This is a genomic window from Francisella uliginis, from assembly GCF_001895265.1.
Lineage (GTDB): Bacteria > Pseudomonadota > Gammaproteobacteria > Francisellales > Francisellaceae > Francisella > Francisella uliginis.
Genome location: NZ_CP016796.1, coordinates 2,187,940 through 2,203,235, shown reverse-complemented (window position 1 = coordinate 2,203,235; position 15,296 = coordinate 2,187,940). Strand labels below are relative to the sequence as shown.

Below are 15,296 nucleotides of genomic sequence, written 5' to 3'. Positions count from 1 at the left end.
CCTTAACATATTCTTGGTAATTGCTCACCACTTAACCAGTCCACGCGTCTTTTACCACCAAATGTGGTTTTCATAAATACATGTGGCTGTTCACTTTTTCTTACGGTTGCTATCACTTGGGCATTTTCTCCTAATGGATGACCCCTTAAGCAGTCTAAAACCTTTTGAGTTTGACTAGGCTTACAAGCGATTAAAACTTTGCCTTCATTGGCGATATACAATGGATCTAAACCAAGTAGCTCACAGGCTGATTGAACTTCAGTTGATATCGGAAGTTTTGCCTCATCTATTTCAATAGCTACACTGTGTTGGTTTGCCCATTCATTAAGTGTTGCGCCAACTCCTCCACGAGTAGGATCACGCATAGTTTTTACTTTACAGTTATTTTTATAAATTGATTCGACTAAATCATCTAGAGATGTTGCATCACTTACTACTTGGCATTGGAAATCTAGACCAGCTCGTTGTGACATCACTGCGACACCATGATCACCTAGAGAGCCATTTATGATAATCTCATCACCATCTTTAAGAATATCTCTAGTGACAAAATCATCATGAATTACACCAACTCCCGTTGTATTGATAAAGATACCATCACCTTTACCTTTTTCTACAACTTTAGTATCACCAGTTACAATTTGGACATTAGCTTTTTTAGCAGCCTCTGCCATAGAGTCTAAGATTATTTTTAGATCTTTAAGAGGAAGACCTTCTTCCAAAATAAGTCCTACAGATATATATAATGGTTTAGCGCCACCAACCACTAGATCATTAACTGTACCATGAATTGCAAGGCTGCCAATATTACCACCACTGAAAAAATACGGTGTAATTACATAGCTATCTGTAGTCATCGCAATCTTACCATTTATTTGCGGTAGTACAGCTTGATCTTCTGCTTGAGCTAAATATTGACTATCAAAACTTTTTTTAATCATCTGCTCTATTAAATGATGCATAGCTTTACCACCAGCTCCCATCGCTAGATCAACAACACCATTTTTGATATTTAATTTCACAGTCATTTTAGTCTCCGTATTGGTAATGTGCCGCACAGGCACCTTCAGATGAAACCATACAAGCTCCCATAGGTTGCTCAGGAGTACAAACTACACCAAATAACTTACAATCTTTTGGCTCTTTTAGGCCTCTTAAAATATCAGGGCAAGCACATTGCTTATGCTCTAGCCCTTGCACCTCGGGTATTTGATAGTATTTTTCAGCATCAAAGTTTGCATATTCTTCTTTTATTTCTAAAGCACTATTTGGAATATATCCAAGTCCGCGCCATTCAAAAGTATCTCTAATTGTTAGGTATTGAGATATTAAATCTTGAGCAAGTTGGTTACCATTTGGCACTACAGCCCTTGTATACTGGTTTTCTACACCAGTTTTACCAGCATTTATCATCTTGATAAGCATTAGTACAGATTGCAGTACATCTAAAGGTTCAAAACCTGCGACAACCATTGGTTTTTGATATTCTTTAGTTACCTTATCATAAGCATTACTACCGATAATTACACTAACATGAGATGGACCTAAAAAGCCATCGATCTTAACATCTTCAGATAGGATAGCTTGCATAGCTATAGGTGTAAGTACATGATTACAAAATATTAAAAAATTATCTAATTTTTTAGCTATCGCGAGTTGTATAGCTACAGCAGTTGGGGGCGTAGTTGTCTCAAAACCAATAGCAAAGAATATAATCTTTTTATTAGGATTCTCTTCAGCTAATTTTAGAGCATCTTCTACTGAGTAGATCATGCGCACATCAGCACCACGCGCTTTAGCTTTGATTAGATTATCTTGGTGAGATCCTGGGACGCGAAGCATATCGGCATAACTACAAAATATTACATCTTTTTGTGATGCTAAAAATATTGCTTGATCAACTCTTTTAATCGGTAGTACACAAACAGGACAACCTGGCCCATGTATCATTTTGACATTTGCAGGTAATAGACTAGGAATACCATAACGGTGCAAGGCGTGTGTATGCCCACCGCAGAACTCCATCAGATTGTATTGTCTATTAGGGTCAACTTCTTTAGCGATTTGTCGTAAAAGACTTTTTGCAACTTTCGGGGCCCTAAACTCTTGTATGTAATCCATAACATCACCCCTTACTTATATTGTAACATTTCTTCAAAATCTTTGAGAGTCTGCTGGGCCATTTCTTTGTCTAATTTGCTTAATGCAAAGCCAACATGGATTATTACAAAATCGCCGATCTCAACACTATCAGCAAGTAGTGCTAGAGAGACTTCTTTTTTGACTCCGCCAACATTTGCTACTGCTTGATTTTCTGGTTTTATTTCTACAATTTCTGCAGGTATTGCTAAACACATTTTACTTCACCTTTTTTAAATTTTTTGGCACCAAGCCAAGCTTGTCCAAGACTTATACCACCATCATTTAGTGGTACTTTTTCTGAGATATATACATCAAAACTCATGCTTTTAAGTTGAGTGTAAACCTCAGTTAGTAGTAGCTTATTTTGAAAACAGCCACCACTGAGTATTATTGTTTTTATATTCTTCTCTTGAGCTGATTTACTAGCCCACTCTACTAAAGCATAAGCTAGGCTTCCATGCCATAAACTACTAGCTATAGATTTATCACTAGATTTAATAAGAGCTTTAAATAATTTTTCTAAAACTAAGCTATTATCATCAGATATTTTAAATAGATCTTTTTCAATGATTATTTGATTAGCTAATGACTCTAACTCCGTTGCACCCTGAGCTTCATAGCTATTTATGTGGCAAATATTAAGTATGCTTGAGATAGCGTCAAAGAGCCTGCCCATACTAGTAGTTTTACCTTTTGGTAATGAGTCATTTTGTAAAAGTTTAATAAGATTTTCAGCTTGTGAAAATTCCTTAAGATGATTAGGTATCTCAAGATCGTATTTATGACATAATGCTAAAGCCATACGCCAAGGCTCTTTGGCAACTTTGTCGCCACCAATATAGTCAATAGGGTCTAACTCACCAACTCGATTAAACTCTAAATTATCAATATCACAATGATAAAGTTCACCACCTCGAGCTAAACCATCTTCACCTAAACCAAAACCATCTAGTACCAAGCCTATAGCGTGACCTTCTAAATTATGCTCAGCAATTATAGCTGTTAGGTGAGCTTGATGATGTTGAATCTGATAAATCGGTAGATTAAACTTTTGCGCAAAATGCGTAGTATAAATATCAGGGTGTAAATCACAAGCAACACCATTAAACTTAAGTCCAAACATATTTTGGAAATGCTCTAAAGAATGCTCAAAAAATTCTATATTCGCTTGGCTATCCATATCACCGATATGTTGCGACACAAAAGCTTGATTATCTTTGATAAAGCAAAAAGTATTCTTTAAAAATGTTCCTGTAGCTAATATGTTTGGCAAGCTTTCAGATAACGGTATTGATTGTGGTACAAGGCCTCTGGATCTTCTAATAGGTAGATTTTTACCTATCACAGTATGAAAGACGCTATCATCACTTTTTATCGCAATATCACGATTATCTGTAACTATTAGATCAGCAATATCTTTAAGTTTTTCGTGAGCTTCATTATTATCCGCTATAATGCTTTCACCAGAGATATTTGCACTAGTGACTATCAAAGCTAAATTGTGAGATTCTTTAAGCCAGCTAGCTCCCTGAGGTTGGTTTAATAAATGATAAAAAAGGATATAATCAGAGCCAGTTGTTGGTAGCATAAAACCAAGCTGATTTATATTAGGTGCAATGGCCTTACTAAGATTGTTCATAGCATTTCTTTTAAGTAAAACTATTGGTCTAGCAGTAGAGTTTAGTAACTCAGATTGTTGTGTGGTAACTTCTGCAAAATGCTTTTGTATACTTTGGGTGTTTAGCGCCATTAAAGCAAATGGTTTATTAGGGCGATGCTTTCTTCTACGCAATTCTTCGACTGCTTGAGTATTTGTAGCATCTACAGCTAATTTAAAACCATTTTGACTTTTTATGGCGATGATTTTACCAGCTCTGATCGCCTGGGATATCTCTGCAAAAGAGTGTGATAGTTTTGGCCCACATTTAAAGCATGCAACGGTTTGAGCATGATAATGTCTATCTAGTGGGTTTGTATAGCTAGCTATACAATCATCACATAATGGGAAATCTTTATAAGTCGTTTTATCTCTATCATAAGGTAGGCTTTGTATTGTACTAAATCGAGGACCACAATGCGTACAGCTAGTATATGGATATAGATAGTAGCGACTTTGTGGGTTAAAAATATCATCTAGACACAAATTACAAATAGCTGTATCAGCTGGAATTTTAGTCGTAGAGCTACCTTGTAGAGTCTCTAATATTTTAAAATCTGTAAATTTTGTTTCAGTTTGGAAAATAGTTTTTTCAATAGTTTCTATACTAGCTAGTGGAGGTAGTTTTGCCTGCATATTAGTTATAAAACTATCCGCGATAGATTCATCACATTGTAGAATGATTTCAACACCATTAGGAGTATTTTGCACCGAGCCACACAAATCCATATCTTTGGCAAGGCGATAGATAAAAGGGCGAAATCCAACCCCTTGAACTATACCATTGACGATAATTTTTGTTATGGTTTGTTGCATTTTTCCTCTTGTGGTGATTTTTCATCATCAGCTATATTTTAAAATTTACTGTAGTGACAGCACAGTGTGCTGTCTTCTAAATAGTTGACAGATCAATGATCTGTCACTACATATAAAATTATTAGTCATACTACTCGGTCACTGAGTACATTCGACTACGCTCAGTAACCACGGAGTCGAAGTGTGACCGTAGTATCCATTGTCTTTTTAAAACTATCTCATTCCCCTCTTGAGAGGGGTGCCAACTTGTTGGCGGGGTGTGGTCACCTCTCTTTTATTAAGAGAGAGGATGGGAGAGAGTTTTTATAGACTCCTCCTAACCTCCTCTAGACTAAAGGAGGGACACTAGTCAAAAGTACTACCCCGTCAGTCTTCGACTGCCACCCCTTCGTACCAAAGGGGAATTAAAATTATGAATTCTTATAATTCTCAATATACTCTAAGACAATCTCATGATGATCTTTTGTTTTAAACTTATTAAAGACATGATTGATCTTGCCATCTTTGTCTATAAAGAAGCTAATTCTATGGATACCATCATATACTTTGCCCATAAACTTCTTCTCACCCCAAACACCAAATTGCTCAGCAACTTTGTGATCTTCATCACTTAGAAGTTGTATTGTTAGGCTATCTCGTTCTTCAAATTTCTTGAGGCGTTTTGGAGCGTCTGGGCTAATACCAAGAACCACAGTATCAAGCTCTGTTAATTTGTCGCTAATGCTACTTAGACCTATAGATTGAGTAGTGCAACCTGGAGTCATCGCTTTTGGGTAAAAGTAGATTAAGACATTCTTTTTACCTTTAAAGTCGCTTAAAGATACTTCTTCATTATTTTGATTTTCTAATTTAAAATTTGGAGCTAGTTGCCCTTGTTCTAGTGTTTTCATATTTTCTCCTAAGTTTTTTATTAAGAAGTTTTATCATATATTTGTTTGTTATCGATTATCAGTTTTTGTTATGTTCAATTACTTCTTACAATTAATAACGTTAAACGTAGATGCCTTAATTGTAGGTCTTATTCCACTACTTAAATCTAAAACTCCTTTCACATTTATAAAATCACCCTTATGACATGAGAAAGCATCTGTTCTATGTTCCATGCCTAGTATTATTAATGCTGAATCTGCGAAAAGATCTTCTGGTAGCTTAATAGATATATGTATACATTCGTATGTATGCAATTTAAATTCAGATACATCCTGAATAAAACCCTTCCAATTAACCTCTACTCCATTAAGACTCTTAGAAAAACGTCTTAGTTCATTGAATCTCCCATCTAATTGCTTAATTGCAAGGAAGTATTCTTCCATTGTAATATCTGTAGGATTTTCATATATCGAACTGATATCTATTCGCTTTTCACTTAATGTATTGGCTTTAGCTTTGGTAGTAGGTTCATCAATATTATTATATGTTTCTTCTATAGGAATGGTTTTCTTTTCTTCCTCTTCAAAAAAATCAACCTTTTTGTATATTCCTATAACAGCTCCTCCTACCCCTGCAAGAACTATAGTAACTAATGGCGTAAGATATTCTACTTTTATGTGCAACACATTTGCAATACCAAGTAATGTAATAACTACTATCACGACAAACAGCAGTAAAAATGTATAAAATAAATGTTTCTTCATTATGTAATCTTAATTTGCTCTTTTTTCATATTTTATTACCATAAGTTTTATTAGCTATTGCGATGCTAGTATAAAAAGTATTTTATAATCATTTTTATTTTAACGATCTCAACCAATCTAACCAGTTATCAAAACCAGCACCAGTTTTTACAGATAGTTCAAATATTTTCACATTTGAACGAATCTTTCTAATATTTGCGATACATTCCTGGATATCAAAATCTACATAAGGCGATAGATCTATCTTATTGATAACAACAACATCAGCATAATAAAACATATCTGGATATTTAAGAGGCTTGTCAGCTCCTTCAGTAGTTGAGATAACTGCCACACGATGTTTTTCACCAAGATCAAACATCGCTGGACATATCAAGTTACCAACATTCTCAATCATTACAAAACCATCTTTGATTTCACCAAGATGTTCAAAAGCATGACCAACCATGTGAGCATCTAGATGACAAGCTTTACCAGTATTTATCTGATAAGCTTTTGCACCAGCTTTACGGATTCTCTCAGCATCAAGATCTGTATGCTGATCACCTTCAACAACCGCGATGGGGTGGATACTACCAAGCTCTTTGATAGTTCTCTCAAGTAGAGATGTCTTACCAGAACCAGGACTTGAAACAAAGTTAAGAGCAATATTATTATTCTTAGCTAATATATCTCTATTTTGCTCGGCATATTGATCATTTGCATCTAATATCGCTTTTTCTAGTTTTACAGCATCCCCTTCATGACCATGATGATGGTGATGACTACTATCTGTTCCACATCCGCAAGTTGTACACATATTTTACTCCTTAATTAAAAACTATAGACTCTACGAGCATATCTTTGCCTTTGAGTATATCTTTCTCAAAACTGCCGCAATTTGGGCATTGCTCATATAGCTTAGTTAGTTCAAATTCATGTTCACAAGTTTTGCACTTTGCTATAGCTTGTTCATGTATTATTTCTAGTTTTGCTTGTTCTAAAATACTTTCTTTTGCAGCCACAGGAAACCAAAACTCAAAAGATTCAATATCAACACCAGCTATAGTGCCTATTTTAACTATGACTTTAGCTATCTGCTTTGAGCTATCTCTAGGTGTTTTCTCAGCAATACTGATAACACTTTGACAGAGTGAGAATTCATGCATTCTTAGACCGAACAAAATAAATACCTTATAAATATATTATAACATATACATAAATTAGATATCTAAATTTAACACGGGAACCCTTATTTCATAAGGCTTTGAATGATAATAATAACCATTTAGAAAAATAACAATGTAATTAATTTTCTATCTATATATAATAAATGATATACATAAGAAAACATTAGTTAGGATGATACATCAACTAACTTTTAAAGATAAAGTAAAAACAGTTTCTATAATAAATTTAGGGGCAGTTTTAGAATGGTTTGAATTTTGTCTCTATGGTTATTTAACAACCTACTTAACTCTACTTTTCTTTCCGAAAGAAGATCAAGTTGCAGCGATGATTACAGTTTTTGGTATCTTTGCGGCTAGTTATATTATGCGACCGCTGGGTGGTTTTGTACTAGGCTCTATTGGCGATAGGTTTGGTAGGCGCTATGCTATCAGACTAAGTATGATTTTGATGTGTATTCCAATGTTATTGATGACTGTTATGCCGACATATCAGTCTGCTGGGATATGGGCTATTTTGATTTTACTATTTGCTAGGATGTTACAGGGCTTTTCAGTAGGTGGTGAATATACAGGTATTCTTGTGGCTTTAGCAGAGAGTGCTTCTGAGAAATATCGTGGTCTGACAACTGCATTGGCTGGGTTAGCATCACAAATAGGTGTGATACTTAGTGCAACAACAGTAGGGATTTTATCTAGCTTATTAACCAAACAGCAGATGCTAGCTTATGGTTGGCGTATAGCCTTTTTTATAGGTTTAATTTTGGCTATTTCATCAACGATACTTCAGAAAAAAGCTAAAGAATCGCCATTCTTTAAAGAGATGAAAAACAGTAATAAAATTAGTGGAAGTCCCTTAAAAGATGCTATATGTGGACCTAAGATGCCATTAGTTTGGACTTTTGTCTTAACAGGATATGTTGGTATAGCATACTATATGATGGCGACATTTTTACCGAATATTCTTATTTCAGATAGAGGCTTTGATGTTAACAAGATCATGTTTATAACAGTTGCTGTATCATGTTTTTATGCTGCAGTGTCACCGCTATTTGGTTGGTTATCTGATATCTACGGCAGAAAACCTCTTCTTTATATACCAATTGTATTGTTGGCAGTATTTGGCTATCCAATGTTTATCTTCTTTAACAAAGGTGGACTAGAAAGTATATTAGTTGCTGAAGTAATATTAGCGATTATAATATCGGCAATGACAGCATCGTTCCAAATAACGGTTGCTGAGCTTTTCCCAACAGATCATAGATATAGTGGTATGTCAGCAGCCTATAATACTGGTAATGCTCTATTTGCTGGGACAACACCGATGATATGTGTTTGGCTTTCAGGAGTATTTAACTCAAGCTATGCACCAAGCTTTTATTTGATAATATCTTCTATTATCACACTTTTACTTATTTATAAAATGCCTGAAACAAGACATTCACAAGAGTTTGAAATCATATAGAAAGATCTTTAATTTGAAGCTGATTTACTTTGAATAAATTTATTTATAATCATTGCTATAAGTGTAATTATTGCCCCAGCAGTAAGTATATAAGCAGGAGCTAATTTATCACCTGAGAACTTAATTGCACTAATAACTATCATTGGGGTTAAGCCACCAAAAACCGCAAAGCCTATATTATAAGAAAAGCCTATTCCAGTATAGCGAACATCTTGCTTAAATAGATCAATAAGCATAGCAGGAATGTTACCCCAACAAAGAGCTGCTAAAATAGCACTGATAACGATAGCTACAAAGTAGAAATCTTGGTTATAAATATATGTATTGTATATAACGAAACTAAAAACACATGTAGCTATAATACTTGTAAGTAATATAAATGTACGGTTTATCTTGTCTGCAAAGAAGCCAACAAGTACACAAAATATTGAAAGAATAATTACTCCAAGACTATTAATCCAAGTGAAATTTTCTATATGTAAATTAAGTATAGTTGTAAAGTAAGAAGGTAAGAATAAGAATAAAGTCATAAAACAAAGAGCCCCGAATGAAACTATTATCGAAGCATAAATTAAGTTCCAGCGATGAGTTAAAAGTAATTTAGTTACGGGTAGAGAGAATTCTTCTTTTATAAAAGGATTAAACTCTTTGATATCTATCAACTGGCGTCTAAGGTAGTAAGCGATAAGACCAAATAATCCACCTATGATAAAAGGAATACGCCAGCCATAAGAGAGCATTTGCTCTTTAGTAAAGCACTCTAACAACAAACCTTTAACGATAAAGCCTATTGCTACACCAGAGATTAAAAAACAAAAAATTACACCTGTAACAAAACCTTTCTTTTCTGGAACTGCTTCACCCACATAAGTGATAGCACCTGGAATCTCACCACCTACAGATATACCCTGAGCTATTCGACAAAAAACTAGTAAAATCGGCGCGATAATACCAGCATGCTCATATGTTGGCAGAAATCCGATGATAAATGTAGATAATGCCATAATAAGAATAGAAATTGTAAAAGTCTTTTTTCTACCATGTTTATCGCCAAAATGCCCAAAGATAATTCCTCCAAAAGGCCTAGCGAGATATCCTACAGCATAAGCACTAAAAGCGAATAATAAAGATGTGATAGCTGACTCTACTGGGAAGAAAAGTTCTGAAATATAGCTTGCCAGAAGCGCATAGATAATAAAATCATAAAACTCAAGCATACCACCTAAGCTTGATAGGAAGAGTGCTTTACGTTGGTTCTGCTGTAACATATCTTTATTAATTACTCCTTTTAATTGTTTATTTCATTCTAGTTAGAATATTATCTTTTAATATTAATTGATGATATAAGGCTGCAGCTATGTGTAGCACAACTAACACCAGTAAAATAGTAGCAAATATATAATGATAACTAAATATTCTTGCACCTAAAGGAAAATCTGTCTTAAATATCTCAGGGAAAGGGATTATAAAAAATATTTTCCACTGATAGCCCATTAGCATTGAGCCAAGAAGACCAGATAATGCCATTCCAAGACTACTGATGTATAAGCCTAAATGGACAATCTTAGCTATTATGTGTTGTATAAGAGGTAAAGGAGGGTTGTAGCTAAGTTTTTTACTAAAGATTCTAGCAATCACTAGCATTATTATTACAAAGAGTGTTAGTAATCCAAAAGACTTATGTAAAGCTATTACCCAACTAAAATCTAATATTTCAAAAGCAAAGCCAAAACCTAGTATAAGTTGAACGATTATTAAAGTTGCTAAAATCATGTGTAGTGATCTTATAGAAAAGTTATATTTCATAATAAATAAAAATATTGTTGTAGTAATAGTTTTATATCACTTAATATTTTGAACTAAAAGAGATTTATTAGTTTTTCCAAATTTTTCTGAACTCTTTGATTATCTGATCATGACGCAAGAGGAAGTCTTTGGTATTATAATCTTCATCGAATTTTTGTGTTTTGACAACTTTTTTATCTTCATTGAGAATGATTTTGTTAGTTATGCTAAATAGCTTATCAGCAAGAGGCTTTATAAACTTGCTTGTCATAAAACTGCGATAATTTACTAGATATAGTTTTGTTTCATGTTCATTTACTGGCACAAAGTAGACACAGATTTTTAGCTTATCAGAATTATTTAAAAGCCAAAAGTTTGGTAGGATATATTTTAACATTAGGTGATTATTCTTTATTGCTTCAATATACTCAGGTTGAATATTTAGAGTTACATTTTCTGGAATCTGATATCCTCTACCAATCGATTTCTTATGTACTGTTGCTAGATGAGTATAATCTAGTTGATTTTCTATACAGTGACGGATATTGTTTTGCCAGATATCTGTAAGAAGAGAGTATTGAGCTTTGAAGTTATCGTGAGTTTTTTGAATAAATTCAAAAGCATAGCTATTATCAATTTCTTCATCAAAAATGTTAATCCAAAGCATATCAGCAACTACTTTGATTGGATATGTTTTTACTTTTAGTTTTGGTATTGCACCTTTTGTTTCGGGAGTATATATACAGCTACCATTACTATCAAACTCAAAAGCATGAAAAGGGCAAACTATAGCATTATTGCAGATTTTGCCAGAACTAAGCTCTGCTCCTCTATGAGGGCAGCGATTTTCCATGACAATAATGTTGTCTAAAGACTTCCAGGCAACGAGATTTTTACCAAACCTTTGTAATTTGATAGGTTTATTTTTGATCTCTTTTATATGAGCTATGGCATACCAAAATTTTGGAATATTTTTCATTGCTGTGAAAATATTTTTCTTATAAGTAGAATTATACCTTAAGCTATTAGATAATAAATAAGATCGAGATATATAAATAATCGAGTGATATGAGTACAAATTCTAATAATCAAGAACTAGTTGGTGGAATAATTTTATTTTCAGCTGCTATTCTTGCTATCTTAGTCAACAATTCCCCACTATCTTTATATTATGGGATGTTAGATACTGTTAATGTCAAGCTTGGTGTAGAGAACTTAGTTATAGATAAAAGCATTACTCACTGGATAAATGATGGCTTAATGGCAATATATTTTCTATATATTGGTCTAGAAATAAAAAGAGAAGTAATTACTGGAGTATTATCGCGACCATCTAGCATAATAACGCCAGCTATAGCAGCTTTTGCTGGGTTGATATTACCAAGTTTAATCTATTTGTTGATAAATTTTAATAATCATCAACTTCTTGATGGTTGGGCAATTCCATCAGCTACAGATATAGCCTTCACACTTGGAATATTAGCCTTACTTGGATCAAGAATATCTCCAAAGCTAAAGTTACTAGTAGTTACAATAGCCATTTTTGATGATATTGCTGCAATAGTTATAATTGCATTTTTCTATTCAAAATCGTTATCTTTGGTTTCTTTAGTATTAGGGTCTGTATTTCTCCTTATGATGATTTTTTGTAGTCTTGTTTTAAAAGTTAATAGAGCTTCAATATATATCGTTTTAGGTTTTTTAGCGTGGTTTTGTACAATTAAATCTGGAGTTCATGCAACATTAGCAGGCTTTGTTACGGCACTATGTATTCCTTATCGAGATGGTGACTCAGACTCGCCAGCTAAGTTTATGGAGGATTCTCTTCATTCGTGGGTTATTTATTTTATATTGCCTATATTTGCCTTTGCTAATGCGGGTATAAACTTCTCTGGTATAAGTTTTTCAATAATCTTTGAACCATTAACTTTAGGAATAATTTTAGGCCTATTTATAGGTAAACAAATAGGGATTTTCTCTATATTAGCTCTTTTCAAAAAACTAAAGATCTTTAAGTTAGGAGAATCTTTCTCAAATTTACAGTTATATGGAGTTAGTATATTGTGTGGAATAGGTTTTACAATGAGTTTATTTATAGGGACTTTAGCTTTCGATGATACTCATTTGTTAAACTCAATAAAAATAGGTGTGATTATTGGCTCAGTATTATCAGGAGTTACAGGCTATGTTGTTTTAAGATTTTTTGCAACAAGCCCTAAGTAATTTAAGAGATATTAATATTTTCATATATAATGAAGTTATAGCTTAAAAAAATAAACATCCTAAATGTTTGAAGGTATACAGCAAGATAAGTCTAAAAACTTTTGTTTAATGAGTTGGAATACATATAAGATAGATCATAAAGATTCTCAAACATTTAACTCATATATTAATCAGGTTCATGCTGAGCATGATATTGATATCTTTTGTTTACAAGAGGCTGTTCACCATCATGAGACTAGGTTTCCTGTCGATAAATTTGATATTAACTTTGCTTCAAATATTGTATTGCGTTCGCATAATTATGGTGTAGCAACAGTTAGTCACTATCCTGTGATAAAAAATGTCAGGATACTTACAACTCATAAAGAATCAGTTATAAATACTCATAAAGCATCTTTGATTACTCATTTTAATATTGATGATACAAAAGTTGTTGTGGTAAATATTCATGCGATAAATTTTAAAAGTAATAAAGTCTATGAGTATGAATTTGAAAAGATAAAAGAAGTAATAAACCCAACAAAGTATAAATATCCAATAATAATTGCTGGAGATTTTAATTCTTGGAATAGAAAAAGAGTTAAGTTTATAAAAGATTTTTGTCGTGAATTTAACTTTAAAGTAGCGTTTCTTGAAGAAGCAGAGCTAATTAAATCTTTTCAAAAGAATCATTTGGATTTTGTCTTGTATCGAGGATTAAAATTAGAAAAAGCATGTGCTTTAGATTGTCAAAGAATATCAGATCATAATCCAATTATTACTAATTTTTCTATTGAATAATTTAGCCACCAAATGATTTTGTTTTATCATTTATAATGTCATAGCACAGATCAGTTAGCTCAGCAACAGAGTACTTTTTAGGGTCTATTTGTTCTCCAAAAGACATTCTTGCTATACCAGGTTTGATAAAATCTCCTTTTTTACGTCCAAAGAAAACGCCAAAATTATGTGCCACAGGAATTATTGGAACATCTGTTACAGTAGCTAACTTCATTGCTGAGCGATGGAACTTAGGATACTCACCAACTGGAACTCTTGTACCTTCTGGGAATATAATAATACTAAGCCCTTTATTTTTAACTCTATCTTTACCATCTTCTAGAACTTTCTTGATAGCAGAAAGTCCTTTAGATCTATCGATACCTATTGCTTCAGCAAAATGATTAGTCTTACCAAAGACAGGCTTTTCTAAGAGCTCTTGCTTCATTACAAAACAGCTTTTGCGAATTAGCCCATAAAAAACAAAAGTCTCTAGCATTGATTGATGTTTTGAGACATAAATACACGGGTAATCTGGGATATTCTCTTTTCCTTCTATTTTTACATAGATTTGTAGCAGAATAAACACACCTAGCCTATATAAACATGACCATAGCCAACATACAAAAAGTCGTACCCTTAGCGAAGCCCCTAAAACACCAACAATATTCATTAAAATACAGCAGAAAGCTAATACAACATTAGCATATATTTTAAATACATGCATTCTTGCTACTAATAGCAGATGAATAAGTTTTTTCATCTTTTTTCCTTAACCTTTAACCTTTGAACTCTTTTGTTTTTTCGGTTATCACTTTGTGGCAATAGCTTGTAAGCTCTTTAGAGTTAAACTCATGAGGGTCAATTCTTTTACCAAAGTCTATCCTAGCAATACCCGGTTTGATAACTTGCCCCCATTTTTTTGGGAAAAACTTACCAAAATTATGTGCTACAGGAATAATAAAAGCATTCGCATCTGAAGCTAGTTTCATTGCAGAGCGTTGAAATTCAGGATACTCGCCAACTTCAACTCTTGTTCCTTCTGGGAATATCACAACATTTATACCATCAGCTAAGCTTTGTTTACCATCAGTAACAACTTTTTTTAGAGACTCTCTTGGTTTGTTTCTATCAATAGCTATACTTCCTAAGTTTTCCATTGCAGAGCCAAATATTGGAGCTTCAAATAACTCTTGTTTCATAATAAAGTGACACTTACCAACTAGTCCGTAAAACATAAAGGTTTCAAGCATCGATTGGTGTTTTGAAACATAGATGCAAGGGTAATCCTTATCTATATTAACTTTACCTGTAACACGAATATAAACCTGCAAGAATACTAACATACCTATCCAGTAAAGATAAGTCCATACATAGCATACAGCCATTCTCCATGATATAGGTAATTTGAAAAAAGTAAAAATATTTATAAGAATACTACAGCCACCAATTACAGCAAAAGAGTAAAGTTGAAAGGCTGTCATTCTTATCCACATCAGGGCGTTCCAAATCTTTCTAAGAAAAGATTTCATTGAATAATCTCCATATAATTTTTTATAAAAAAATAGCTCTACATAAATATAGCACCCAAAACTAAGGTACAATTTTATCTCCACTATTATACACTTTTTGAAGTCATCTGCCGATAG

16 protein-coding genes are annotated in these 15,296 nt (G+C 33.3%); 3 read left to right on the top strand and 13 right to left on the bottom strand.

All coding sequences use genetic code 11. The features are described from left to right. Positions 1-2: 2 nt before the first annotated feature. The 8 genes from hypE to hypA form a co-directional block, all read right to left on the bottom strand. A complete protein-coding gene (gene hypE / locus F7310_RS10210; RefSeq protein ID WP_072713465.1) occupies positions 3-1,028 on the bottom strand; it encodes a hydrogenase expression/formation protein HypE in 1,026 nt (341 codons plus the stop codon). A gap of 1 nt (position 1,029) precedes the next feature. Beyond that, positions 1,030-2,121, bottom strand: coding sequence for a hydrogenase formation protein HypD (gene hypD, locus F7310_RS10205; protein WP_072713464.1), 1,092 nt, complete (start codon positions 2,119-2,121; stop codon positions 1,030-1,032). A gap of 11 nt (positions 2,122-2,132) precedes the next feature. Continuing rightward, positions 2,133-2,357 (bottom strand): HypC/HybG/HupF family hydrogenase formation chaperone, encoded by a 225-nt coding sequence (locus tag F7310_RS10200; protein WP_072713463.1) that lies wholly within the window; start codon positions 2,355-2,357, stop codon positions 2,133-2,135. Then, the gene (gene hypF, locus F7310_RS10195) at positions 2,348-4,615 is read right to left on the bottom strand and encodes a carbamoyltransferase HypF (RefSeq protein ID WP_072713462.1); all 2,268 of its coding nucleotides are present in this window, start codon (positions 4,613-4,615) and stop codon (positions 2,348-2,350) included. The genes F7310_RS10200 and hypF overlap by 10 nt, the downstream gene beginning before the upstream one ends. Before the next feature lie 410 nt (positions 4,616-5,025). Continuing rightward, positions 5,026-5,505, bottom strand: coding sequence for a thioredoxin-dependent thiol peroxidase (gene bcp, locus F7310_RS10190; protein ID WP_072713461.1), 480 nt, complete (start codon positions 5,503-5,505; stop codon positions 5,026-5,028). Positions 5,506-5,583: 78 nt separating this feature from the next. Further along, positions 5,584-6,249: a hypothetical protein gene (locus F7310_RS10185; protein WP_072713460.1), complete on the bottom strand. Its 666-nt coding sequence runs from the start codon at positions 6,247-6,249 to the stop codon at positions 5,584-5,586. A 94-nt stretch (positions 6,250-6,343) separates the two neighbouring features. Next, the gene (hypB, locus tag F7310_RS10180; protein WP_072713459.1) at positions 6,344-7,048 is read right to left on the bottom strand and encodes a hydrogenase nickel incorporation protein HypB; all 705 of its coding nucleotides are present in this window, start codon (positions 7,046-7,048) and stop codon (positions 6,344-6,346) included. Positions 7,049-7,058: 10 nt separating this feature from the next. Continuing rightward, a complete protein-coding gene (hypA, locus tag F7310_RS10175) occupies positions 7,059-7,397 on the bottom strand; it encodes a hydrogenase maturation nickel metallochaperone HypA (protein WP_072713458.1) in 339 nt (112 codons plus the stop codon). A gap of 193 nt (positions 7,398-7,590) precedes the next feature. Here hypA and F7310_RS10170 point away from each other — a divergent pair, with 193 nt between their 5' ends. Next, positions 7,591-8,880 (top strand): MFS transporter, encoded by a 1,290-nt coding sequence (locus F7310_RS10170; protein ID WP_072713457.1) that lies wholly within the window; start codon positions 7,591-7,593, stop codon positions 8,878-8,880. Positions 8,881-8,888: 8 nt separating this feature from the next. Here F7310_RS10170 and F7310_RS10165 read toward each other — a convergent pair whose 3' ends face one another. The 3 genes from F7310_RS10165 to F7310_RS10155 all read right to left on the bottom strand — a co-directional run bounded on the left by F7310_RS10165 (position 8,889) and on the right by F7310_RS10155 (position 11,644). Next, positions 8,889-10,148 carry an MFS transporter gene (locus F7310_RS10165; protein ID WP_072713456.1) on the bottom strand — a complete coding sequence of 420 codons (1,260 nt, stop codon included), beginning with the start codon at positions 10,146-10,148 and terminating at the stop codon, positions 8,889-8,891. Between the two features lie 28 nt (positions 10,149-10,176). Next, complete coding sequence (locus F7310_RS10160) at positions 10,177-10,686, bottom strand: cytochrome b (protein WP_072713455.1); 510 nt, start codon at positions 10,684-10,686, stop codon at positions 10,177-10,179. Between the two features lie 67 nt (positions 10,687-10,753). After that, positions 10,754-11,644, bottom strand: a complete 891-nt coding sequence (locus F7310_RS10155) for a Rieske 2Fe-2S domain-containing protein (protein WP_072713454.1) — start codon at positions 11,642-11,644, stop codon at positions 10,754-10,756. Between the two features lie 89 nt (positions 11,645-11,733). Between F7310_RS10155 and nhaA the strand changes: the two genes are divergently transcribed. Continuing rightward, positions 11,734-12,888, top strand: a complete 1,155-nt coding sequence (gene nhaA, locus F7310_RS10150; protein ID WP_072713453.1) for a Na+/H+ antiporter NhaA — start codon at positions 11,734-11,736, stop codon at positions 12,886-12,888. A gap of 63 nt (positions 12,889-12,951) precedes the next feature. Further along, positions 12,952-13,668 (top strand): endonuclease/exonuclease/phosphatase family protein, encoded by a 717-nt coding sequence (locus F7310_RS10145; protein ID WP_072713452.1) that lies wholly within the window; start codon positions 12,952-12,954, stop codon positions 13,666-13,668. Position 13,669: 1 nt separating this feature from the next. Here the strand turns inward: F7310_RS10145 and F7310_RS10140 are convergent, their stop codons facing one another. Both F7310_RS10140 and F7310_RS10135 read right to left on the bottom strand, forming a co-directional pair. Beyond that, the gene (locus tag F7310_RS10140; protein WP_072713451.1) at positions 13,670-14,410 is read right to left on the bottom strand and encodes a lysophospholipid acyltransferase family protein; all 741 of its coding nucleotides are present in this window, start codon (positions 14,408-14,410) and stop codon (positions 13,670-13,672) included. Positions 14,411-14,426: 16 nt separating this feature from the next. After that, on the bottom strand, positions 14,427-15,179 hold the full coding sequence (locus F7310_RS10135) for a lysophospholipid acyltransferase family protein (RefSeq protein WP_072713587.1): 753 nt from the start codon (positions 15,177-15,179) through the stop codon (positions 14,427-14,429). Positions 15,180-15,296 lie beyond the last annotated feature (117 nt).

What these genes read in the sequence shown, in the direction of transcription:
- hypE (WP_072713465.1), bottom strand. Translation starts at nt 1,028, where the DNA reads ATGACTGTGAAATTAAATATCAAAAATGGTGTTGTTGATCTAGCGATG.
- hypD (WP_072713464.1), bottom strand. Translation starts at nt 2,121, where the DNA reads ATGGATTACATACAAGAGTTTAGGGCCCCGAAAGTTGCAAAAAGTCTT.
- F7310_RS10200 (WP_072713463.1), bottom strand. Translation starts at nt 2,357, where the DNA reads ATGTGTTTAGCAATACCTGCAGAAATTGTAGAAATAAAACCAGAAAAT.
- hypF (WP_072713462.1), bottom strand. Translation starts at nt 4,615, where the DNA reads ATGCAACAAACCATAACAAAAATTATCGTCAATGGTATAGTTCAAGGG.
- bcp (WP_072713461.1), bottom strand. Translation starts at nt 5,505, where the DNA reads ATGAAAACACTAGAACAAGGGCAACTAGCTCCAAATTTTAAATTAGAA.
- F7310_RS10185 (WP_072713460.1), bottom strand. Translation starts at nt 6,249, where the DNA reads ATGAAGAAACATTTATTTTATACATTTTTACTGCTGTTTGTCGTGATA.
- hypB (WP_072713459.1), bottom strand. Translation starts at nt 7,048, where the DNA reads ATGTGTACAACTTGCGGATGTGGAACAGATAGTAGTCATCACCATCAT.
- hypA (WP_072713458.1), bottom strand. Translation starts at nt 7,397, where the DNA reads ATGCATGAATTCTCACTCTGTCAAAGTGTTATCAGTATTGCTGAGAAA.
- F7310_RS10170 (WP_072713457.1), top strand. Translation starts at nt 7,591, where the DNA reads ATGATACATCAACTAACTTTTAAAGATAAAGTAAAAACAGTTTCTATA.
- F7310_RS10165 (WP_072713456.1), bottom strand. Translation starts at nt 10,148, where the DNA reads ATGTTACAGCAGAACCAACGTAAAGCACTCTTCCTATCAAGCTTAGGT.
- F7310_RS10160 (WP_072713455.1), bottom strand. Translation starts at nt 10,686, where the DNA reads ATGAAATATAACTTTTCTATAAGATCACTACACATGATTTTAGCAACT.
- F7310_RS10155 (WP_072713454.1), bottom strand. Translation starts at nt 11,644, where the DNA reads ATGAAAAATATTCCAAAATTTTGGTATGCCATAGCTCATATAAAAGAG.
- nhaA (WP_072713453.1), top strand. Translation starts at nt 11,734, where the DNA reads ATGAGTACAAATTCTAATAATCAAGAACTAGTTGGTGGAATAATTTTA.
- F7310_RS10145 (WP_072713452.1), top strand. Translation starts at nt 12,952, where the DNA reads ATGTTTGAAGGTATACAGCAAGATAAGTCTAAAAACTTTTGTTTAATG.
- F7310_RS10140 (WP_072713451.1), bottom strand. Translation starts at nt 14,410, where the DNA reads ATGAAAAAACTTATTCATCTGCTATTAGTAGCAAGAATGCATGTATTT.
- F7310_RS10135 (WP_072713587.1), bottom strand. Translation starts at nt 15,179, where the DNA reads ATGAAATCTTTTCTTAGAAAGATTTGGAACGCCCTGATGTGGATAAGA.